This is a genomic window from Paenibacillus sp. NPDC058177, assembly GCF_042883835.1.
GTDB lineage: Bacteria > Bacillota > Bacilli > Paenibacillales > Paenibacillaceae > Paenibacillus_AQ > Paenibacillus_AQ agri.
The window spans coordinates 213,983-236,354 of record NZ_JBHVVB010000001.1; the positions used below are offsets into that span (position 1 = coordinate 213,983).

The window sequence follows — 22,372 nt, forward strand, 5'->3', positions numbered from 1 at the left end:
CCGTTTCTACTTGTATCATTAAGTGTTGTAGAGGAGAGGATTGCAAAGTGTTTCAATACATTATTAGACGAATTCTTCTGGCGATACCTGTGGTGGTCTTAATCTCCTTCATCGTCTTCTATATCATTCAATTGCCGCCCGGAGATTATGTCTCCTCCTATGCGGCCAAAATGTCCGCTTCCGGCGATATTATGAGCCAGGCGGAAATGGATCAGATGCGGGCAAATCTGGGCCTGGATCGGCCGATCTATGAGCAGTATTTTATGTGGATGAAAAAAATCATTCTGCATGGCGATTTCGGATTTTCGTTCAACTATAACAAGCCGGTTATGGCCGTCATTCAGCAATATATGGGTCTGACGCTGGTTGTCTCCCTAGTTACTATGGCCTTTCATTATATCGTTGCGATTCCCATCGGGATTTACACAGCAGTCAAGCAGTATTCCGTAGGAGATTATTTCTTCTCGGGCTTGAGCTTTATCGGGATGGCTACCCCAAACTTCCTGCTGGCGATTATTCTGATGTTCCTGTCCTATAAATGGTTTGGCAACCCGTTACTCGGCTTATTCTCCCCCGAATACGTAAATGCGCCGTGGTCGATGGACAAAGTTAAAGACTTAATGCAGCATATGGTCATTCCTGTTATCGTCATCGGGCTTTCAGGTACGGCAGATCTGGTCCGCATTATGCGGGGTCAGATGCTTGACGAATTGAATAAACCGAATGTGGTGACTGCCCGCGCTAAAGGCTTGTCAGAGATGCAAATCTTGTTCAAGTATCCGACGCGTGCAGCCCTGAATCCGATTGTGAGTACCTTTGGCTGGTCCTTGTCCTCGATCTTTACGGGCGCGACCATTACAGCAATTGTATTGAACCTGCCGATTCAAGGACCGGTTATGCATAACGCCCTGTTGGGGCAGGACATGTACCTTGCCGGAACCTTCCTATTGATTATGGCTTTGCTGACAGTACTCGGAACCCTGATTTCCGATATTTTGCTAGCTTGGCTTGATCCAAAAATCCGTACAGAGTTCAGGGGATCTTAATCATGAGAACACTACCGTTATTTAAAGGTCAAAAACCAGCAGCCCCAGTCACCGCGGCACCTAAAGACACGGTTTACAGCTCGCAATGGCGGCTGATTTACCAGAAGTTCAAGAAGCACACACTGGCTCGGATCAGTATGTACATTCTGGGTTTACTATACCTCGTAGCTTTGTTTGCGCAATTCATCGCGCCATACGATCTGCAAAGCTATGATAGTAAATACGTCAATGCTCCGCCTATGGGTCTCCGGTTTGTGGATGCGGAAGGCAAGTTTCACATCAAACCGTTTGTTTATGGGCTGAAGACGGAACGTGACCCGGAAACCTTACGCAAAATGTTTGTTGCGGATACAGAGACAAGACACTCTTTCAAATTCTTCGTGAAAGGACAGGAATATAAATTTCTGGGCCTGATCCCGATGAAGACCCATTTGTTCGCGGTAGAAGAGCCAGGGCGAATCTTCTTGCTCGGTACGGATGGTATGGGCCGAGATTTGTTCTCCCGGATTGTGCTGGGCAGTCAAATCTCGCTCAGCATTCCTTTAGTCGGCGTGGGCATCAGCTTTATTCTGGGATTAATTATTGGCGGCATCTCCGGTTACTTTGGTGGTTGGCTTGATTCCCTGATTCAACGTGTAATCGAAATTATTCGTTCCTTCCCTACCTTGCCGTTATGGATGGCTTTGTCTGCTGCAATTCCGCCACGTATTCCGGTGGTGACCATGTATTTGTACATCGTTATCATTTTTGCGTTCATTGGATGGACGGATCTCGCACGTGTCGTCAGAGGCAAGTTCATCTCGCTCAAGAATGAAGATTATGTGGTAGCGGCAAGAATTGCTGGCGTAGGCAATACGAAGATTATTGTAAAGCATCTACTGCCCGGCTTTATGAGCTATCTGGTCGTAGCGACGACCTTGGCCATCCCCAGCATGATCTTGGGGGAGACAGCCATGAGCTTCCTCGGTCTAGGTGTCCGTTCGCCGGCGACCAGTTGGGGTGTACTGCTGCAGGAGGCCCAAAAGATCGAGAACGTGGCCTTGTATCCATGGAAGCTGCTTCCACTGGGTGCAGTCATTCTGACCGTATTGACCTATAACTTCATTGGTGACGGCTTGCGCGACGCAGCTGACCCGTACAAAAAATAATGTCACAAATACTAGGCAAGCGAGGGGATAGCATGGCAACTCAAGCGGCTCATAAGGAGCAACCTTTACTGTCCGTTCAGGATTTAAAGATCAAGATCCAGATGGAAAGTGGCATCATGAATGCCGTGGATGGGGTAGACTTCAATATTTACAAAGGTAAAACTCTGGGCCTCGTCGGTGAATCCGGCTGCGGTAAAAGCTTAACCAGCCGTTCTATCATCAGCATTAATCCGAAGGAATGTGAAACGAGCGGAACCATCACTTACAATTCGGAATCAGAGTCGGCGCTGAATGGTCTAAATCTTTTATCCCTTAAGCCCACTGGCAAGCAGATTCGTTCTATCCGAGGCCGGAAAATCTCGATGATTTTCCAGGAGCCGATGACGGCCTTCTCGCCAATGTATACGATCGGGAATCAGATTATGGAAGCGATCCGGACTCACCAGACGAAGGACAAGAAAGAAGCCAAGCGAATCGCGCTGGAGATGCTCAGCAAAGTCGGCATTTCCGACCAGGCGAAACGGTTTGATCAATACCCGCATGAATTCTCGGGAGGGATGCGCCAGCGGGCGATGATCTCAATGGCACTGTCCTGCAACCCGGAGATTCTGATTGCTGACGAGCCGACGACAGCGCTCGATGTGACGATTCAGGCGCAGGTGCTGGAACTCATGAAAAGTCTGCAGGCGGAGTTCGGCATGGCGATTCTGCTGGTGACTCATGACTTAGGAATTATCGCCGAGATGTGCGATGAGGTCGCGGTGATGTACCTTGGGAAAATCGTGGAACAGGCACCGGTGAAAGAAATTTTCAATAATCCGAAGCATCCTTACACCAAAGGCTTGCTCCGATCCATGCCTAGACTAGGCGGGAACAAGAGTAAACGGCTGGATTCCATTGAAGGTTCTGTCCCAATGCCAATAAACATGCCGCCGATGTGCGGATTTTATGACCGTTGCAAAGACCGGATCGAAGGCGTATGTAATGCACAGTCTGCACCGAAAATCACAATTTCTGACGAGCACATGGTTAGATGTTTCCTGTACGCGGACCAGAGAGAAGGAGAAGTACAATGACCAAACCTATCCTTGAAGTCCTCAAGCTGAACAAGAGCTTTCAAGTCAAATCCGACAAAGCGTTGTTCAAAAAGCCAAAGCCTGTTCATATCCTGAATGATATTTCATTCGAATTGCTTGAAGGGGAGACGCTTAGTATTGTCGGAGAATCCGGCTGTGGAAAAACGACGCTTGGGCGGTGTATCGTCAGGGGCGTTAATGCCTCTTCGGGCAGTGTCGTCTATCATGCAGAGGACGAGAAGGCCGTTGATTATCTTAAGCTTGACCGTAAAGGAATCAAGGCTTACCGAAAAGATATTCAGATGATTTTTCAGGACCCGTATTCCTCACTTAGTCCGCGGATGAACGTGTTTGATATTATTGCCGAGCCGCTGATTGCCAATTTTAAGCTGAGCAAGGATGAGGTGGAGGCTAAGGTCACCGAGATTGCCGAGAAAACCGGACTGAATGTAGGTTATTTAAAAAGATATCCCCATGCCTTCTCCGGGGGACAACGGCAGCGGATTGCTATCGCACGCGCGCTGATTACACAGCCTAGGCTGATTGTCTGTGATGAGGCGGTATCCGCGCTCGATGTCTCGATTCAAGCACAGATTATTAACCTGCTCAAAGATTTGCAGGAGCAATATAAGATCACTTATATTTTCATTTCGCATGATCTTTCTATCGTACAGAACATTTCTGACCGGGTAGCCGTAATGCATCTGGGCAGAATCGTGGAGCTGGCGTCAACGGAATCGCTATTCGGACATCCTCAGCATCCCTATACGGAGGCTCTGATGTCGGCTGTACCCCAGCCGAATCCTGAATTCAAGAAGGAGCGGATCATTCTGGAGGGAGAAGTGCCGAATCCAGCTAATCCGCCAAGCGGCTGCCATTTCCACCCCCGCTGTGCTTACAAGACAGAGAAATGTATCCAGGAAGTGCCTGAGCTTCGTGAAGTAGGTTATAATCATTTTGCTGCATGTCATTATGCAGAGAAGCTTCAGCTTCGCGGCGTTCCCATTGAGTCTGCCGAGTTGCAAGTGAACTAGTGTTGAAGAGAGGGTATTCCTAAAATGGCGAAGATTGACGATGTGGCCCGCCTGGCGGGTGTATCCAAAGGAACGGTATCCAACGTATTCAGTCAGAAGAGACCCACGAGCAAGAAGGTAACGGAGAAAGTGCTTCAAGTCTCGAAAAAACTGAATTACGTGCCGAATCATATCGCAAGAAGCCTGGTCACCAAGAAAACAATGGCGATCGGGCTGATGATTCCGCACCGTAAATTCTTTTTTAGCATGTTCCATAATCAATTTATTAACGGGGTGTTGTTGGAAGCCTCCAATTACGGATACCGTGTGCTGCTGGATATGATTCCGACGGGTGAGGTCAAGACGCCTTCGCTAGCCAGCTACCCTATCGATGGGGCGATTGTGCTCGGCCCAACGGAAGAGGATGACCGGATAAATCTCCTGCACCAGAATGAGATTCCGTTCGTCACCGTGGGCAGAATCATCAATGAGGGAATCCAGGATGTGTCTACCGTCAACAACGACAACAAGGGCATCATTCGATATATCTGTGAGTATCTGATCGGTTTGGGTCACCATAATATTATGTTCCTGAATGCTGGGGATCGAATGACCGTGGGGATTGAGCGGATGGAGGAATTTGTACGGGTATTGGAGGAACACGGAATAACTGTACAGCCGGAGATGATCTATAGCAAGCCGGACATTCACTCTGATGAGTATATAAAATATGGGTATGATGAGACGATGCGTACTTTGAAGAGTCATCCTGAGCGGGTAACAGCAATCATTGCCGATGATGATCGTTCGGCGCTCAGCGCGCTCAACGCCATCAACGAAGCCGGTCTCTCTGTACCGGAGGATATTTCTTTATTCGTGATCTGCGGCGATTTGACCATGATGCATCAGGTAAGACCTGCTTTGACGGGAATGGATCTGCAACCCTCTGAACTCGGGGTACAGTCGGTAAGACTGCTTATGCATAAACTGGGTGTGCTGGAAGGGGAATATGACAATAACTGGACCGTCCCTAGCAAATTTATTGAAAGAGACTCTTGCGCTCCAGTCAATAAAACGTAACCGGGAGTTCCAGGTTAGCGAGGTAACAAATGACAGCGATTACATCGATTGGCCATGCTGTACCTTTTGAATATTACGTTCGGATTCTGATCAGTGCCGTTCTTGGGCTGCTGATCGGGTTCGACCGGACCCACAAGAACAAGCCGGCAGGTGTGAAGACGTACACATTCGTCACGGTCGCCTCTGCCTTAATTACAATCGTATCTATTGAAAGTGTTGAAGTATACGGCCAGCTGCATAACCGGACGATGATGGACCCCATGCGTCTGGCGGCGCAGATTGTCTCCGGTCTCGGTTTTCTTGGTGCAGGACTGATCATGAAGGCTGGCTTTGAAGTAAAAGGCTTAACGTCTGCGGCGATGATCTTGTTCGCAGGCGGAGTTGGCATTGGAACCGGGGCCGGTTTCTATGGGATTGTAACGTTCTCGATTGTAGTGGCTTTCTTCTTCATCCGTGTAGGCGGGTGGATTGAGAAATGGGAGCACAAGAAGCTGGAATCCAAGGAGGAAAAGAAGGATTTAAGCGCATAGCTGTACCGCTATTCGCGGATAAAATCCGGAGAGCCCATGCTTCCGAAGCGAGCTTTCCTTCGGAAAGCTTTTAGGCGGCCGCTATCGCTCCTTCAGTTCCAACTTTCCCTCCATTCCGTTCCCCTTATTTTTTTGTTCAATCTATATAGCATATTGCTGTAAAAAAACGAGCTGCCCTCATTAATGAGGCAGCTCGTTTCCAATTTCAATTCGAAGTCCAATTCGATTATTCCCAACCCTCGATGCGTGCCAATTCCTTGCGTACAATAGGTGCGACTTTGGTGCCCAGCAATTCAATCGCGTGCATAAGCTCCTCATGTGGCAGTGTACCTGCGCTCAAATGGAGGAAGAAACGGGTAATGCCCAGGTTTTTGCGCAGCAGAATGATTTTCTCTGCGACATATTCCGGGTCGCCGACATACAGGGCGCCGCGCAGGCTGCGGGCGGCGTCGAAGGTCGCCCGGCTATAAGGCTGGCTCCAGCCGCGCTCGCGCCCGATGACATTCATCTGTGCTTGTATCGGCGGGTAGAGCAGCTCAGCAGCCTGCTCAGTCGTATCGCTGACAAAGCCGTGTGAATGGGTGGCGATTTGTAGCTTCGCAGGATCATGCCCGGCCTTTGCGGCAGCCTGTTTGTACAGTCGGACGAGCGGCGCGAACTGCTCTGGCATGCCGCCGATGATCGCGAAGGCGACAGGCAGACCCAGCACGCCCGCACGAATGGCGGACTCCGGGTTACCTCCGGTGCCGATCCAGACCGGCAGCGGGCTCTGAACGGAGCGCGGATAGACACCGAGGTTATGGATGGCCGGGCGATGCCCGCCGCGCCATGTAACCTTCTCGGATTCGCGAATCGCCAACAGCAGCTCCAGGTTCTCTTCAAACAGCTCGTTATAGTCATCCAGGCTGTAGCCGAAGAGCGGGAAGGACTCTGTGAACGAGCCGCGTCCTGCCATAATCTCTGCCCGGCCGTTTGAGAGGCCGTCCAGCGATGAGAAGCCCTGATAGACACGGACCGGGTCGGCCGAGGATAACACGGTCACGGCGCTGGTCAGCCGGATACGTTTCGTTACAGAGGCTGCGGCCGCAAGCACAATCTCTGGAGCGGTGCCCGCATAATCCGCCCGGTGATGCTCCCCGATGCCGTATACATCCAGGCCAACCTGATCGGCCAGCACAATCTCCTCTACAGCGTTGCGCATCCGCTGCGCATGACTCATAATTTCACCCGTTTTCAATTCGGGGGTTGTTTCCAGAAATGTACTAATTCCTATTTCAATGCGGTTTGCTGGTTCAGCCACTGCAATCGCCTCCTTATTTATAATTTTATATTACTATACTTTTTAATGTTTCTCAACTTTAGTAAGTAAGTTTTGTTTTGGTGCATTGGAATATTTGTAGTTATTTACCTGTGAATTCTGATACAATTGAACCTGCAGCCAAGCAATAGAACACCGGAATTGCTGACAATATAACTGGAGGTTATGTGTATGGCAGTCAAAACCAATGAGCAGATGGTGCTCGAATTTCAGTCGTTTCTCCCTTTCGTGGAGTCTTTGAAAGAAGCCCCTGAAGCACACTGGAATACACCGATCGGTGAAGGGAAATGGACAGTGAAGGATATTATTTGTCATATTATGCTGTGGGACAAGTACTTTTACGAGGAAGCCATTGAGAAGATCAAGCTGGGCCAGCCCTTAACATCAAGACATCTGGACTTCAATGAATTTAATGCCAATGCTGTTGAGCATGCGAAGTCGCTATCTGCCCTGCAGGTAGCAGAAGATTGTATTTTGCAACGAACCCGCATTCTAGATACAATTTCCGGATTAACCGAAGAGGAATACATACAGGAATACAAAGACGGAGACCGCAAGAAGTTCAGCATCCGCAAGCATTTGCGGGGCTTTCTCCCGCATGACAAGCATCACCGGAAGCAGATCGAGACCTTCTTAAGCAGACATAGATAACGGCTTTATCGACAGCAAGCTGGATTAATTGCGGGGACTGGACTTAACGTAATCACATAGGCGATTCACAGGCCGGGGCATGATTTTTATGCTTCGGCCTGTTTGTGTTCATGTTCAGTAAAATGAGCAGACATATGTCACTGTAAAAGGATGGAATTACAATTACAATGTAAGCGTTATCTTTTGTTTTATAAATAAATTATATCAAAGGAGAACGGTTATGCATTTGAAGAAAATCCCCTTTAACTTGCTCGTATTTTTAGGGCTTGGCCTCCAATACAGTCTGCTACATGTGCTTCCGTCTGGCCCTACACCCACCATTACCACCCTGGAGCTTGTCATCTATATTGCCTACACTATCATCGGTCTTGCAGGATTCTTTTACAAGAGCCGCAAAGTGCGAACGGAAGACATCTCCGGTATGGCAGCGCTCTTCTTCGGCGTACTATGGACCGTGGCGATCACCTCACATTTTCGCAAAGAGAGCTATACCGAAGTACTGACTCTGGTGCATTCTGTGGGTATTTTCACAGCGGGGCTGATCCTGCTTACCGAGCTGATCATCCTGTTCAGAGCTTGAGTGGTGACAAGGGTGCCAGCCAGCGGCATAAACAACAAAAAACGGCTCTGCCGCAAGTCTGCGGACAGGCCGTTTTCATTTAATTTATTTTTTTCAAAAAGAAAAGAGCTAGCCTTGAAATTCTCCGTTGTCATAGTTAAACTGCCATTGAATGCCGAACTTATCGGTGAGGTTCCCGTAACACTTACTCCAGAAGGTTTCTTGTAATTCCATGCCCACCTTGCCGCCATCCTCCAGCTTACCGAAGAGGGACTTGATCTCCTCGATATTCTTGCTGCTGTAAGACAGGCTGATATTGTTGCCTTGGATGAACGACATTCCTGGGAAGGTGTCCGAGAACATGACGTTGCTGCCATTGATGCTCAATCTTGCGTGCATAACCAGATTTTTTGCTTCCTCCGGAAGAGGGAAGTTCGGATCTGGTGGTGTATCGCCAAAGGTCATAATTTGCGGTTGTCCCGTTTCAAAAGTCTTCGCATAAAACTCTACAGCATCACGGCAGTTTCCTTCAAAATTAAGATACACGTCAATGGCCAAAGTTCTTCACTCCTCAGTTTTAAATGGATCGCTCATATTGTATCATTTCAATTCTTGATAATCAAAACTTGTCCTATATAGTAAAATGGCGGGAAGTTTGGTATAGCTTAAATATTATAGTGTTGTTAACTTTCTATTCACAAACCTCTGATAATCTCTAAACATGTTGGAGCGGTTGACCGTCCAATGTATAACGGATCATATGGAGGATAATCATGTTCACAACCCTGAAAAAGAGAATTGTTGCTTGTCTGATCATTTTGGCTGTCCTGGGCAGCGGAATTCTGTCTAGCTTGGCATTTCCACGGATATCAGTATCGGCAGCAGCCGGGCAGGCCAAGCCATTGGTGCATCAGATCGAAGCCCCTGCCAATCTGGATGATACCACAAGCTTAACTACGTTCGTGGACGGAATCATGGAAGAGGATATGAACCGGCTGCATATCCCGGGCGCAGTTATTTCGATCGTCAAAGACGGTCAGATTATTTTGACAAAAGGTTATGGAAGCTCCAATCTGGAGAAAGCTGCACCGGTTGATCCCAAGACCAGCATGTTCCGGATCGCCTCAACCACTAAACTGTTCACTTGGACGGCGGTCATGCAACTGGTGGAGGAAGGCAAGATTGATCTGGACACCGATGTGAATACCTACCTGAAAGACTTTAAGGTACCGGATACCTATCCCGAACCGATCACGATGCGCCATTTGATGACACACACAGCGGGGTTTGAAGAGGGGGGCGTAGGGTATCAGATCACGACGGACCCTGCTAAATTGCCGGGTTCGATCTCGGAAACGCTGGAAAAGCATAGGCTGGCCCGGGTGAGACCTCCAGGTGAGATGAGCTCCTATTCCAATTACGGCACCGCATTGGCGGGCCTGATCGTGCAAGATGTCAGCGGAATGCCTTATGACGATTATGTTAAGAAGAATATATTCGATCCGCTGGATATGAAATATGCGACGGTACAGGAGCCGTTGCCGGAAGCGTTCAAGCCTTACGCAGTTGTGGGTTACAACAGTGAGAACGGCAGCTTTACCCCCGGTACACCTACATATGAAGCAGGCTTCCGTCCGGCTGGGTCGGGTACTGTTTCGGCAGTGGATATGGCACATTTCATGATTGCTCATTTGCAGAATGGACGATATGGGGACAAGCAAATCCTTAGCGCCAATACTGCTGGGTTAATGCATGCAACGGCGTACCAATTCGATAAACGTATGCCGGGAGTCACACTTGGGTTTGCTGAGAAGAGCATCAACGGTTTGACCCTTATTACCCATGGCGGTTCTGATCCGATGTTTAATACTGAATTATACCTGGTTCCGGCCAAAAATATAGGTATATTCCTCTCCTATAGCGGAGGTTCGGGAAGTGAGTCGGCAGAAGGTCTGATTCAAGCCTTTTTCAACAAATACTACCCTGCACCCCTTCAAGAGACCCCAGTAGAATCTTCAATTACTGCTGAATCGGTTCAAAAGTATGCGGGTTCCTATGAATTTACACGTCGCAACTTCAGTGATATCGATAAATTTTTCAATTTTCTTGTACAGTTCAATGTCACTGTATCCGATAATAAATTGTCCCTGGGAAGCGGCAGTGAACAAGCATTTTACGCCCCTATTGGTGAGGATTTGTTCCAGCATGTCGGGGGTACTGAACAAATCGCCTTCCGCACCGATGATTCCGGCAAGGTCACACATATGATCTTGGGGGCTATCCCGGATATGCCGCTGGAGCGGACGCCGCTAATGGATCAGACCAGTTTCTGGTTCACCTTACTTGGAATTTCAGCATTTATGTTCATCACAGCAATACTTGGATTTATCTTTGGCAGACGCAAGATCAAGGCAATGTCTGTTCCGGAGAAGCGGGCGATCAGACTGTCGGCGGCGGCTTCTGGCTGGGGACTACTCTCCTTCGTTACGCTATTTCTGGTAGTGATGTCAATGGACCTCATGACGAAGCTTAGCGGCATTAGTACCGCGCTTTATCTCAGTTTGGTCATGCCGATCCTATTTGTGGGTCTGACGCTGGCATTATTGGTAGGAGTTATATTAGTCTGGAAGAACAGGTATTGGACAACATTCCGGCGTGTTCACTATACGCTCGTGACACTTTCAGCTGTGACGTTGGTTGTGTTTTTCTACCATTGGAACCTGCTGGGCTGGCAGTTCGGTTAAGGACATTTTTTACCTAGCATAGAACACTTATAATGGAAGCTTGAGAGAGGAGGGATGGTTGTGGCGATTATCCTTATCGCAGATGATGATGACAACATCCGCAAGCTGATGTCTTTGTTTTTACGTAAAGAGGGCTTTGAGATCAAAGAGGCAAATGATGGTGCCAAAGCGCTGTCTATTGTGGAGAACTCACGGGTGGATCTCGTTATTCTCGATATTATGATGCCAGGATTGGACGGCTGGGATCTGTGCAGGGAGATTCGGCGCTGGGATGCTAACCTCCCCCTTCTGATGGTGACAGCTAAATCCGAATCTGCGCATAAAGTAAAAGGCTTCCAACTGGGGACAGATGACTATCTGAGCAAGCCATTTGATCCGCTTGAGCTGGTAATGCGGGTAAAAGCGCTGCTTAAACGTTCGCTGGTGGTTACTTCCCAGTTAGTGCAGGTCGGGAGTGTCGTCCTCAACCGCCGCACGTTTGAGGTTACTCGCGGAGACGAATTGGTCAATATGCCGCTTAAGGAGTTCGAACTTCTGTTTCTGCTGGCGAGCCATCCTGGCCAAATCTTCACGAGGGAACAACTGATACAGCAGATCTGGGGACTTAACTATGATGGAGACGGCCGCACAGTGGATGTACATATCAGCCGACTGAGAGAGAAGTTTACCATTAAGGATGGACCCTTTCAAATTGAAACCGCCCGGGGGCTCGGATACCGGCTGATTCTGCAGTCATGATTAAGACCCTGTATGTGCGTGTGATTATCACGTTCCTGGCCATAATTGTATTCAGCCTGTTATGCTCCTTTTTTATAGGTCTGTATGTTTTTCAACAACAGATCAGTTACGAAGGTCAGAATGAAATGATCAGTGTGGGCAAAGAGATTATTCACCGCTATGATGACGCCAAGCCTGCCGATACGGATGAGTTCCTGAGGAGTATGGTTAAGGTATCTGCCTATCCGATTCATCTGTTTAATCATTCCGGCGGGCATACCTTTTACGGACTTAAGGATAATCCGGCTGTAATCATTAAACCCGAAGCCGTTAAACAAGTGCTGCAAGGACGGTATTACCGCTCCACAACGGAAGATCATGATACGTTCATCGGGATGCCTTTTCTGTTAAAAGGGGAGTGGCAGGCGATGTTCCTGCAGTATTCCGCCGAGAATGAGAATATCATCAACCGGATGATGTTTTTTGTACTACTGCTTGTGCTACTGCTCGGAAGCCTTTGTATTCTCATCGCTGCCAGATATCTGGTGGAGCCAATCAAAGTGTTGACCCGGGCGACAAGAAGGCTGGCCAAGGGTGATTTTGAGGTAGAGCTAAAGGTCAATCGGGTAGACGAAATAGGGGAATTGACCCGAAGCTATGTGGAAATGGCCGGGGAGCTTAAGCAGTTGGAGCAGATGCGGCAAGATTTTGTATCCAATGTCTCCCATGAGATCCAGACTCCGCTTACTTCGATCTCCGGGTTCGCTAAGGCTCTGCAAAGTCATGATCTGATCGTGGAAGAAGAGCGTAATGAATATCTTGAGATTATCATAGCGGAGAGTGGACGGCTGTCACGCCTGAGTGATAATTTACTGAAGCTAGCTTCACTCGACTCCGAGCATCATCCCTTTAATCCGGTGTTCTTTCATCTTGATGAGCAGATCCGCACCATTGTTGTGACTTGTGAGCCGCAATGGTCGTCCAAGGGCATTCTTATTGATCTTGAGTTGCCAGAGGCTGTTACGATCGAGGCGGATGAAGATCAACTGAAGCAGGTCTGGATGAATCTGCTAAGCAATAGCATCAAGTTCACCCCTGAGGGTGGGAATAGCCGTATTAGGATTGAAGTTGGTACAGCAGAAATAGCCGTTACCATAAGCGATAGCGGCATCGGGATCTCTCCGGAGGAATTCAGTGCTGTATTCCAAAGATTCTATAAAGTCGACAAGTCGCGGAACGGAAATAACAATGGCAACGGACTGGGGCTTGCGATCGTTAAGAAAATTGTGTCGCTGCATCAGGGGAATATTGAGGTGAATAGTGCAGTGGGAGAGGGCACGACGATCATCGTCAGACTGCCCCTCACTGTGCCCGGTGTCAGCGGGAATGACGAACACCGTGCATGATGAAATCCTTGAATTGCCGGTCGGTGGTCCGATCCTCTTCCGTAATCTGGCCCCCGCGCTGGCGGGTAATAATCACAGCTTTTTGCAAATACATGAAATACAGGTGGGTGGACTTCAGTAGGATGTCTATCCACTTTGTTTTGTCTTCCGGCGTCACCGGCTCCGTCTCCGGTTGTAGAAGCCTTGCAGACCAGCCCTGCATAGCTTTCTGGAAATCTGGCAACTCAGCGGGATTCTTGGAGAGGGTACTGTAGTAAACTCCGAAAATAGCATCGTAGTAGATCAGTGATTCGTTCTCCTCCCTAAGCGCCAAATATTTGTCCAGGATGGTCTCCAGCGACTGCTCGGGGTGTTCAAAATTAAAGTCAAACAGCAACTGCCCGAACATCCGCTCCAGATTCTCGACATAGATTTGGACAGCCAATTCTTCCTTATCCTTATAATGATGATACAAGGTTCGCCGGGAGATGCCGGCTTCTTCAGCAATCTGAGCCATATCGGTGCGCTCAATGCCCTGATTATTAAACAGTGCCAGCGCTGCACCCTTGATCATCTCCCGCGTCATTTGCATCTGTTTTTCACGCAGCTTCATTAGCGTTTCTCTCCTGCCTCTTTCCAGAATACCTTCCTTCTAATCGTACTGGACTTCTTCCTATTTCTCAAGGAACTCACTGCCGACGGAATAGCGTTTGTGGTGGTTGACGGCATCACCTAGCCAGTTCAGTAGTTTGATCCCATCCTGTTCGGCCTGATAGAAGGTGTCCCGGGTGGCAAATGTGTGCGGGGTGGTGCCTTTTTCTTTATCCAGCCCGTAGTCGGTCAGGTAGTAGTAGTAATTCGGCAGGGATGCCGCCAGCGTACGGACAGAGGTCCGCATTTGCTGTGACCATGCATCTATGTTCTGCTGATTTTGCGGTCCTGAGTAATCATTGATTTTGTTCTGAAAGTGAATCAGGACCTCGTCAAACAACGAATAGGACTGCAATAATACTGCATTGGCAGGTAAAAGATGGCCGTTAGCTGTAAAAGCCGCTCCGATGATATCCGGCTCAGCCTTATACCCAAAGGTTTTGGTGAAGTCTGCATGCCACTCCTGATCAACCACATTGGGCCATTTATCCGATTGCAGGAAAGAGCTGTCGGAATACTGATAAATCTCCGAGTCCTTATAATGGGAGGCGATTTCCTTTGCCCAGAAGGCGGAGCCGAACCCGCCCGCACTTTCGCCTGCGATCAGCAGCTTGCCCGGGTTGTCAACGTTGGCATAGATCCAGTCCAGACTGCTCCGTACATTGTTGCTCCCATTATAATGCATCGTGAAGGGAGTCCCGTCCTCTTTAGTGTATTCAGCGTTGTGGTTGCCGATATGAAAATCACCGGTTGTATAAGGGAGGTAGACGACATTCCATCCATGAAAGGGATTGGCGGGATTATCGGTATCCATCATTCCTTGCAGCAGACTTAGCATATAGAAGGGGATGCCTGGAAAATAATTACCTGTATCTCCACCTGTTATAAAATTCATCAGTTTGATAGGGTGCGCGGCACTCTTGGCATCCCAACTTGCTCCACCTCCGGAGAAGAAGATAATCCAGTTATTATTCTCACCTTTTTTATTCCATAGAAAATATTCGGAACCGTCACTGGAAATCACGTTTCCGCCCAAATTCATTTTATTCCACTTGTATGGCTTCACATCCGCAAGCTCGGGTATGGTTGTTGGCCGTTTGATCACGAAAGCGCTGATCATCACTACAGCGATCAAAATCAAACCCAGCAACCCAACCCCAGTAAAGATTGTAATTTTGGCCAATTTTCTCATCTGCATCACTCCTCAAAATGAGTATACATTAAGATAATTGGTTGCACAATGTGTGTAATTAAAACCGTTAAATCTCCTTTATGCATTATTTTTGAGTGCAACTGCGCCCTGATCACAAAGAAACAGCCGGCAAGGTGGGGATTTCCTCGCTCCGGCTGTTGTATCTTAGATTTTTTATTATGGACGGTTTAGCAGGTTCTGCACATCCTCTGCCACCTTCAGGTTTGCGTTCAGACCCGTGTTAATCCAGTAATCCCGATCCACGCTGAACACATGACCGGCTTTGACGGCCTCAAGATTCTTCCACACGGATGTATCATAGATGGAGGCCAGCTGCTGGTTCTTCAGCGGATCGGCACCGTCTACTTGCATGAGGAAAATATAGTCGGCTTTCAATTCCGGCAGACTCTCGAGGGAGATATCCTTCCAGTCGTTGCCCTGTGCTCCCGGAGGCACCTCTAAGCCAAGACCATCATAGATGACCTTACCGCTATAGGTATTCTCCTGCATCAGCGAGAAGGACTTGTCCGAGATGAGCATGATGGCTGCACTCTTACCGGCTGTTTGGTTCTGGAGTGCGGACTTAATGTCTGCAATTTTGCTGTCGTATGCCTGAAGAGCTTCTTTGGCTTGTGTGGCCCGATTCAATAGATCGCCAAGGGTGAGAAGCGTCTTTCTCCAGTCTTTGGTCGCGTCCTGAAAGACATAGGTCGGAGCGACTTTCGCGTATTTATCATACGCTCCATCTTGTACCCGTACCGCGAACGGCACGATGAACAAGTCCGGTGTGAAGCTCAATACCGCTTCGGGGTCCAGGCTGACAAAGTCCAGCTTAGGTACATCCTGCAGTTGTGGCTGCAGATACTTCAGGAGCAAATCACCCGCTGACCACTGAGCGACTGGCTTGACGCCAAGGGCCAGTAGCGCGTCCTCCAGATAGGGGGCAACAATACGCTGAGGGTTGGCAGGTATGACCACGTTATTGCCCAAGTCGTCCTTGACCGTGCGGGGAGCGTTCTCCGTAGACGAATTGGTTGTTTCCGGGCTAGCTGCTGGTACCGCTGAGGTCGTAGCTTCTGTCTGCGCCGCGGTTTCCTTGGCTGCAGTAGAAGCAGGGTCTGTGTTGCTGCAGCCGTATAACGCCACAGACAAGAGCAGAACCACAGTGGCTAGCTGAAATTTTTTAATATAAAACATGCTTTCCCTCCTGAGACTGAGAATCAATATCACTCAAAACAGCATACCCGCTAACCCTGCCAACTGACCATAGTCAATGTTAGGAATTAGGATGGACGATCCAAGGAAAATAACTTGATTACTGCTCTGAGTATCCGCTCATGTCCCATCGCCGAGTAGTCGAACCATGGGTCCGGCTGGATCTGCTGTACATGTCTATTGCGGACGGCGGTCATGTATTGCCATTCGGGCATTTGGGTAAGGTCTTGCCAAAGCGTTCTGGCTTGTGGATCGGTACCAATAGCTACAAGCAGGCGATCGGGATTAAGAGCAATCAGCTGCTCAATGGACAATATCTCGTAGGCAGGTTCGGCGCTTTGCGAGTCGGGAAGTCTTAAGCCCAGGTCCCCGTAAAGCACAGCACCTAGATTGCGACCGCCGAAGCGGTGGATTGACCCATTCAGTATATGAATCGCCAGAATGCTGCTGTCCCGAAGTCGCTCCTTCAGTTTGCTGCGGATCGTCGCTGCCTTGATCTCGTATTGAGTCAGCCAGCGCTCCGCTTGAACGGTCTCCCCGAGGAACTGGGCAACAATGAGTAAGTGTTGCCGCCAATCCTTCTCCCACCAAGGCACATAAAGTGTAGGAGCAATTCGTTCCAGTTCCCCCCGTCCAGCTTTGGGCAGCCAGTCACCCGCGATGATAAGATCTGGTCTGCCCGCCTGCAGTGCCTCCAGGTTGAAGAGCATATTATTCTCCATGGAAGGGTCCTTGAGGTGAACCGGAATTTGTTGCTCGTATTTGTGTTTATAGAAGAGGCAGAATTCCCGGTCAAGTGGCGCCGCGTAGGGGATGTTCTGCAGTGCCAGCATTTGCCCGGTCATGGGATAGTGGAAGGCTGCGATCCGGTTGCGATCCCGCTCAGCATAGCGGGAGGGAGACATTCCCGTCGCTTGCTTGAATTGGCGGCTGAAATAGAACGGATCTTTATAACCGACCGTCTCTGCAATCTGATGGGCGGGCGCTTCAGTCTGCTCCATCAGCCGCTTGGCGGCATTGATCCGTACGGAGGTCAAATATTCTATCGGGCTTCTGCCGACAATTTTTTTGAACAACTCCAAATAGTAGGAAGGGCTGATGCCAGCCATTTCGGCAAGGCTTTTGACAGACATGACTTCTGCATAGTGACTCTCCATATACTCTCTGGTATGCTCCACTGCGGTCCTGGTATCGTGAGCAGCTTGTCGGTCGATCCGGTACAGCTCATACAAAAGCTCTTGAAAGTATATCTGTCCACGGAATTGCAGCAGTGGATCATTCGCTTCGGATAGATCTACGACATGTTCACAAAGCCTTATATATGAGGCTGCCGCTGGAAGAGAAATGGACCACTTCACCGGTTTGTTTTCCTGCTCTATTAGAAAAAGGTAACCCTCCAGAGACGCCCCAGCAGATTGAAGCGAGTCGATACTTTGGGTATCTAGTACGGTAAAATAGGCTGTATTCCCTTGCCACCGGGAGGACTGGGATTTGGTAACGACAAGAAGCATGTCGACAGAAGGGTCTTGGGCTGGCAGGTTGCCCGTGGTTGCAGCCGGGTCGCCTTTTATTCTGGCAGCACGAAGCAATTTACGTAAGACGGGTGAATAATCAGGCTGTTTTTTCAAGTGAGGGCCCCCTTTCGAGATAAGCTACTAATGAATGATAATATTTCTCAATTAGCCTGTCAAAGTCGAAATTTTGTTGCCCTTGTGCGAAGTGGAATCTTCCTTCGATGAAGGGACTATGAATATATTAATTCCAATGGGAATACTAAAAATAATAATTGACATCCTTATGTCGCGATTATAATATTAGATTATCACATGATAATAATATCGAGACTGACCTGACAAACAGAGGTCTCATTTTCCCTACGGTGGGGAGAGTGAGATCTTTTTGTTGTGTATAATTCCGATTATACAAATTAATTTAATGTATTTTGAATAGAAAGGCATGGTGATTGGATATGGTTATGAAAATGAATGCGGTGGAATTATTCAAAGAGGTCAGAGTACATACGCAGAAAGGCTCGCGTCAGCAGAACAAAGGTGGAATATGAAAATAACTCGCGTAACGGCCAACTATTATTCCTGGCCCCGTACACGGGCAATCTCGAATGGTTCGCATACATGGAGTGATGTGGTACGCTGCGTACTCAAGATAGAGACGGATGAAGGCATCACCGGCTACGGCATCGGTAGCGCATCAGACGGAGAACGGCAGCTGCGTGAAGCGTTCGCCGTACGTCTGATCGGGATGGACCCGCTAATGACCGAGCGAATTTGGTCCACGTTGTGGGACAGCAAGCTGCACGGACGGCGGGGCCATGAGACCGCTGCACTGTCCTCCATAGATATGGCGCTGTGGGATATTAAAAGCAAATATGCAGGTTTGCCATTGCACCGTCTCCTCGGCGGCTTCACGGACAAGATGCTAGTCTACATCGCAGGTGGTTACTATATGGACGGCGAGGGCATTACAGAATTGCAGCGGGAGATGTTGTCTTATGTCGAGCTAGGTGCACGTGCTGTAAAAATGAAAATCGGGCGCCTGTCCATCCGCGAGGATGTGCAGCGTGTGCGTGCTGTACGCGAAGCCATAGGGCCGGATATTACCCTTATGGTGGATGCCAACGCCTCGTACCGTTATTTCGAGGCTATTCAGATAGCCAAACGTCTTGAAGAGTATGATCTCTTCTGGCTTGAAGAGCCGGTAGCTCCTGACGATTATGCAGGATATGAAAAGATTTCTGCGCATACGAGCATCACACTGGCCGCAGGAGAGCAGGAATACACCAAATACGGCTTTCGGGACTTGATCGAGACCGGCGCTGTTGGCATTCTCCAGCCGGACGCCCGCTGGATGGGTGGAGTTACGGAGTTCAGAAAAGTGGCAGCTATGGCTGAAGCCAGTGGCCTGGCCATTTCGGCGCATGGCGATCACCAGATCAATCTGCCGCTGATGGCCTCGATCCCCTGCGGGATCTGGATGGAATATTATCCGGCCGTGTTCGATCCCATGCTGGCAAGCTTTTATACTGAAGGCGCGGTTCTGAATGCGGATGGTTGTCTTCAAGTGCCGGAGGTTGTCGGCAACGGTTGTACACCGGACGAGACCCGGCTTGCTCCTTATCGGTTGAAGCTGTGAGGTTCTGTCGGCATTTGACATCTTAAAGACACAGGTGATCACGGTTGTAACAAAGAGAAAATTGAAGAATCACAGATTAAAGAAATACATGGGACTGGCACTGGATGATTGAAATACGCGTTGGAGGGTGAGGAAATGAGCAAGACAGCGGCGCACAGGGACCAAGAGATTGTCCGTGTGGAACCGATTCTGGCTGATATGCATGCTTTTGTGGAGATTGAGACGGCAAGCGGCTTGGTCGGCGTCGGCGAGATTGGGGTATGGGCACATCTGGAAGCTGCGGCTACACTGGCAGAGAAGGCCGGACGTTACTTGATTGGGCAGAGTGCTGACCGGATTGAATATCACTGGCAAGCGTTAACAAGGTTTGGCAGCTATCATGGCTCCATTCTGATGGGGGTCGTCTCCGCGATTGATATCGCGCTATGGGATCTAAAGGGACAACGACTTGGGGTGCCTGTGCATGAGTTGCTGGGTGGAGCATTGCGCGACCGCATCAGAGTGTACGGCCAGATCAGAGGAGCAAACCAGGAAGAAGTGATACATAATGTAACAGCGCTTAAGGCGGCAGGCTTCACCGCAGCAGGCCATCTGAATCCGTTCCTGGATGTCTCCTCGGACATTCCGCTGAACGCCACTTATGCCAAGCGGATGTCCTCGGCGCTGGAGGTGCTGAGCGCTGTACGTGAAGTTGTAGGTGATGATCTTGACCTCGGTATCGAGTTACACCGCCGTTTATCGCCTGGAGAAGCGATCAGCTTCGCGCGGTCATTGGAATCCGTGCGACCGCTGTTCCTCGAAGATCCGATCCGGCCCGATTCCATAGAGGCCATGGCCGAGGTCCAGCGCGCGATCGGCGTGCCGATTGCCACTGGAGAGCGGATCTACTCGCTCTATGAGTTTCAGCGGCTGCTTCAGGCAGGCGGTGCCCGCTATATCCGGCCCTGCATCGGATTATGCGGTGGCTTCACCGGACTGCGTAAGATTGCTGTGCTGGCGGAAGCTTACGATGTGCAGATTATTCCGCACAATCCGTTCTCACCGGTTATGCTAAACGCCAATCTGCATGCGGCAGCGGCGCTCCCGAATTTTCTAATCCTTGAATATCCGACGGCAAGCTATATTGACCATACCTTCAGCACGTCTCTGCGCGGCACCTCGATGGTTACTTCTGTTCCAATATTCGATGCTGGATATGTGACCGTCCCCGTCTCACCAGGACTTGGCACGTCTCTTGCCCCAGATCTTAGGGCAAAGCATCCCCCGAGAGAAATACCGATCAAGTTGCGTCATCATATCGACGGTTCGCTGGTGGAGCATTAGGGTAGAGGGTAGGCAACCCCTTAGTGGAGAAAGTAGAAAGGAGAAAGTAGAAAGGAGAAAGTAGAAGGGAGAAGGGAGAAGGGAGAAGGGAGAAAGGGCGTCCAAGCGTGGTATCAGGTCGATATCCTTATCAAGTGAGTGCAGCATAGATTATAGTACGCATTACAATAACAAACAAAGCCTAGTAGCTATTTCCGAAGTGCAATTAAGTGCATTTTTGTACCCTAAATACTCTGCAGCTAAGGATTAATGGGGATTAAGTGCAATATTGTATGTTAAATCCTCTATGATGCCCCTTTTAGCTCTCTTTTTGGAAAATAAGGTACAATATTGTTCTTATTTCCTTTATCCACCTCTTTTTCAGGAATATAAGGTACAAAAATGCTGTTAATTGAGGGGCAGACCATTCTTCATTGTTAAGAAGACTGCATGAATCTTAAATTCACTAATTAAAGACAGGCAAAGACCCATGAGGGGTACGCCTGTCTTTGTCTTTTTACACAGGGACTTGACGAATGTATACCTGCTGTTTATGTTTAAGTCATTTGAGGACGAACAGCCCCGGAACGGAGGACGCCTGCGTGAAATTACAGCAATTCAAATATGCAGTGGAGATTGCGGATAAAAGCTCTTTTAGTGAAGCCGCCAGAAGTCTGTTCATCTCCCAGCCCAGCCTCTCCAACGCCATTAAGGAACTGGAGGAGGAGATTAATCTCCCGATCTTCATCCGTACCCATAAAGGGGTCAGCGTGACGAAGGAGGGAGCAGAGTTCCTGAGCTACGCACGGCAGATGCTGGAGCATTATCAGCTCATGGAAGAGAAATATCTGCATTCCAAGCCAGCCAAGCAGCATTTTTCTGTCTCCACGCAACACTATACTTTCGCTATTAATGCATTTGTGAATCTGATCAAGGACTATGGCGCTGATGAATATGAATTCACGATCAGAGAGACGAAAACCTATGACATTATCGATGATGTCAGAGCCCTTCGCAGCGAGATCGGGGTGTTATATATCAACACTTTTAACGCCCGTATCATCCTAAAACATCTCAAAGAAAATGATCTGGTCTTCTCTGTGTTGTTCACTGCCCGCCCGCATATATTTATCAGCACTCAGAACCCATTGGCCCAACGGACAAGCGTGACAATTGAAGATCTGGAGGAATATCCCTACCTGTCTTTTGAGCAAGGCGACAATAATTCCTTTTACTTCTCGGAAGAGATTCTTAGCAACCTGGAACGCAAAAAGAGCATAAAAGTGACCGACCGGGCCGCGGTTGTCAATCTGCTTATTGGCCTAAACGCGTACACGGTTTCGACGGGGATTATTGGTGAGGAGATTCATGGCGATGATTTTATCGCGATCCCACTTGAAGTGGATGAAGAGATACAGATTGGGACCATCAGGCATAAAAATATGAATCTGAGTCGTCTTGGTGAACGATATTTAGAAGAGTTACAGCTTATGGTCAAAGATCTGGTGTAGCGCATGCAGAAAAGTTTAATGGCTATTGTTGCTTCAAGATATAGCTTTTAGCTATGGAATCCCATAGTTATTGAGATTTACCCT

Annotated in this window: 20 protein-coding genes; 14 read left to right on the plus strand and 6 right to left on the minus strand. The window is 48.9% G+C overall.

Annotation, left to right across the window (positions count from 1 at the left end; genetic code table 11):
- The first annotated feature begins 47 nt into the window (after positions 1-47).
- From ACFVU8_RS00900 to ACFVU8_RS00925, 6 genes are read left to right on the plus strand one after another with little or no spacing between them, the layout of a single operon-like run.
- Complete coding sequence (locus ACFVU8_RS00900) at positions 48-1,046, plus strand: ABC transporter permease (protein ID WP_175372464.1); 999 nt, start codon at positions 48-50, stop codon at positions 1,044-1,046.
- A gap of 2 nt (positions 1,047-1,048) precedes the next feature.
- The gene (locus ACFVU8_RS00905) at positions 1,049-2,194 is read left to right on the plus strand and encodes an ABC transporter permease (RefSeq protein WP_175372465.1); all 1,146 of its coding nucleotides are present in this window, start codon (positions 1,049-1,051) and stop codon (positions 2,192-2,194) included.
- 32 nt (positions 2,195-2,226) lie between these two features.
- Entirely contained in the window at positions 2,227-3,270 is a 1,044-nt protein-coding gene (locus tag ACFVU8_RS00910) for an ABC transporter ATP-binding protein (RefSeq protein WP_379464575.1), read from the plus strand.
- Positions 3,267-4,304: an ABC transporter ATP-binding protein gene (locus tag ACFVU8_RS00915; protein WP_175372467.1), complete on the plus strand. Its 1,038-nt coding sequence runs from the start codon at positions 3,267-3,269 to the stop codon at positions 4,302-4,304. The genes ACFVU8_RS00910 and ACFVU8_RS00915 overlap by 4 nt, the downstream gene beginning before the upstream one ends.
- 24 nt (positions 4,305-4,328) lie before the next feature.
- Positions 4,329-5,363, plus strand: coding sequence for a LacI family DNA-binding transcriptional regulator (locus ACFVU8_RS00920; RefSeq protein ID WP_387425528.1), 1,035 nt, complete (start codon positions 4,329-4,331; stop codon positions 5,361-5,363).
- 29 nt (positions 5,364-5,392) lie between these two features.
- The gene (locus ACFVU8_RS00925) at positions 5,393-5,893 is read left to right on the plus strand and encodes an MgtC/SapB family protein (RefSeq protein WP_175372469.1); all 501 of its coding nucleotides are present in this window, start codon (positions 5,393-5,395) and stop codon (positions 5,891-5,893) included.
- A 226-nt stretch (positions 5,894-6,119) separates the two neighbouring features.
- Here the strand turns inward: ACFVU8_RS00925 and ACFVU8_RS00930 are convergent, their stop codons facing one another.
- Entirely contained in the window at positions 6,120-7,193 is a 1,074-nt protein-coding gene (locus ACFVU8_RS00930) for an LLM class flavin-dependent oxidoreductase (RefSeq protein ID WP_387425529.1), read from the minus strand.
- A 189-nt stretch (positions 7,194-7,382) separates the two neighbouring features.
- Between ACFVU8_RS00930 and ACFVU8_RS00935 the strand changes: the two genes are divergently transcribed.
- Positions 7,383-7,862 carry a DinB family protein gene (locus tag ACFVU8_RS00935; RefSeq protein WP_387425530.1) on the plus strand — a complete coding sequence of 160 codons (480 nt, stop codon included), beginning with the start codon at positions 7,383-7,385 and terminating at the stop codon, positions 7,860-7,862.
- A 220-nt stretch (positions 7,863-8,082) separates the two neighbouring features.
- Positions 8,083-8,442 (plus strand): hypothetical protein, encoded by a 360-nt coding sequence (locus tag ACFVU8_RS00940; RefSeq protein WP_387425531.1) that lies wholly within the window; start codon positions 8,083-8,085, stop codon positions 8,440-8,442.
- A 108-nt stretch (positions 8,443-8,550) separates the two neighbouring features.
- Here the strand turns inward: ACFVU8_RS00940 and ACFVU8_RS00945 are convergent, their stop codons facing one another.
- Positions 8,551-8,979, minus strand: coding sequence for a VOC family protein (locus ACFVU8_RS00945; RefSeq protein WP_175372473.1), 429 nt, complete (start codon positions 8,977-8,979; stop codon positions 8,551-8,553).
- A 215-nt stretch (positions 8,980-9,194) separates the two neighbouring features.
- Here ACFVU8_RS00945 and ACFVU8_RS00950 point away from each other — a divergent pair, with 215 nt between their 5' ends.
- From ACFVU8_RS00950 to ACFVU8_RS00960, 3 genes are read left to right on the plus strand one after another with little or no spacing between them, the layout of a single operon-like run.
- On the plus strand, positions 9,195-11,165 hold the full coding sequence (locus ACFVU8_RS00950; RefSeq protein ID WP_387425532.1) for a serine hydrolase domain-containing protein: 1,971 nt from the start codon (positions 9,195-9,197) through the stop codon (positions 11,163-11,165).
- A 60-nt stretch (positions 11,166-11,225) separates the two neighbouring features.
- Positions 11,226-11,903 carry a response regulator transcription factor gene (locus tag ACFVU8_RS00955; protein ID WP_379464568.1) on the plus strand — a complete coding sequence of 226 codons (678 nt, stop codon included), beginning with the start codon at positions 11,226-11,228 and terminating at the stop codon, positions 11,901-11,903.
- A complete protein-coding gene (locus tag ACFVU8_RS00960; protein WP_387425533.1) occupies positions 11,900-13,288 on the plus strand; it encodes a HAMP domain-containing sensor histidine kinase in 1,389 nt (462 codons plus the stop codon). The genes ACFVU8_RS00955 and ACFVU8_RS00960 overlap by 4 nt, the downstream gene beginning before the upstream one ends.
- Here the strand turns inward: ACFVU8_RS00960 and ACFVU8_RS00965 are convergent.
- From ACFVU8_RS00965 to ACFVU8_RS00980, 4 genes are all read right to left on the minus strand, one after another.
- Entirely contained in the window at positions 13,260-13,880 is a 621-nt protein-coding gene (locus ACFVU8_RS00965; RefSeq protein ID WP_387425534.1) for a TetR/AcrR family transcriptional regulator, read from the minus strand. The two genes, ACFVU8_RS00960 and ACFVU8_RS00965, sit on opposite strands and share 29 nt — an antisense overlap.
- Before the next feature lie 60 nt (positions 13,881-13,940).
- Positions 13,941-15,110 carry a pectin acetylesterase-family hydrolase gene (locus tag ACFVU8_RS00970; RefSeq protein ID WP_387425535.1) on the minus strand — a complete coding sequence of 390 codons (1,170 nt, stop codon included), beginning with the start codon at positions 15,108-15,110 and terminating at the stop codon, positions 13,941-13,943.
- Between the two features lie 177 nt (positions 15,111-15,287).
- Positions 15,288-16,307: an ABC transporter substrate-binding protein gene (locus ACFVU8_RS00975; RefSeq protein ID WP_379464564.1), complete on the minus strand. Its 1,020-nt coding sequence runs from the start codon at positions 16,305-16,307 to the stop codon at positions 15,288-15,290.
- Between the two features lie 86 nt (positions 16,308-16,393).
- The gene (locus ACFVU8_RS00980; protein WP_387425536.1) at positions 16,394-17,953 is read right to left on the minus strand and encodes a helix-turn-helix domain-containing protein; all 1,560 of its coding nucleotides are present in this window, start codon (positions 17,951-17,953) and stop codon (positions 16,394-16,396) included.
- Between the two features lie 430 nt (positions 17,954-18,383).
- Here ACFVU8_RS00980 and ACFVU8_RS00985 point away from each other — a divergent pair, with 430 nt between their 5' ends.
- From ACFVU8_RS00985 to ACFVU8_RS00995, 3 genes are all read left to right on the plus strand, one after another.
- Positions 18,384-19,475, plus strand: coding sequence for a mandelate racemase/muconate lactonizing enzyme family protein (locus ACFVU8_RS00985; RefSeq protein ID WP_387425537.1), 1,092 nt, complete (start codon positions 18,384-18,386; stop codon positions 19,473-19,475).
- Between the two features lie 135 nt (positions 19,476-19,610).
- On the plus strand, positions 19,611-20,798 hold the full coding sequence (locus ACFVU8_RS00990) for a mandelate racemase/muconate lactonizing enzyme family protein (protein WP_387425538.1): 1,188 nt from the start codon (positions 19,611-19,613) through the stop codon (positions 20,796-20,798).
- 581 nt (positions 20,799-21,379) lie between these two features.
- On the plus strand, positions 21,380-22,288 hold the full coding sequence (locus tag ACFVU8_RS00995; protein ID WP_387425539.1) for a LysR family transcriptional regulator: 909 nt from the start codon (positions 21,380-21,382) through the stop codon (positions 22,286-22,288).
- Positions 22,289-22,372 lie beyond the last annotated feature (84 nt).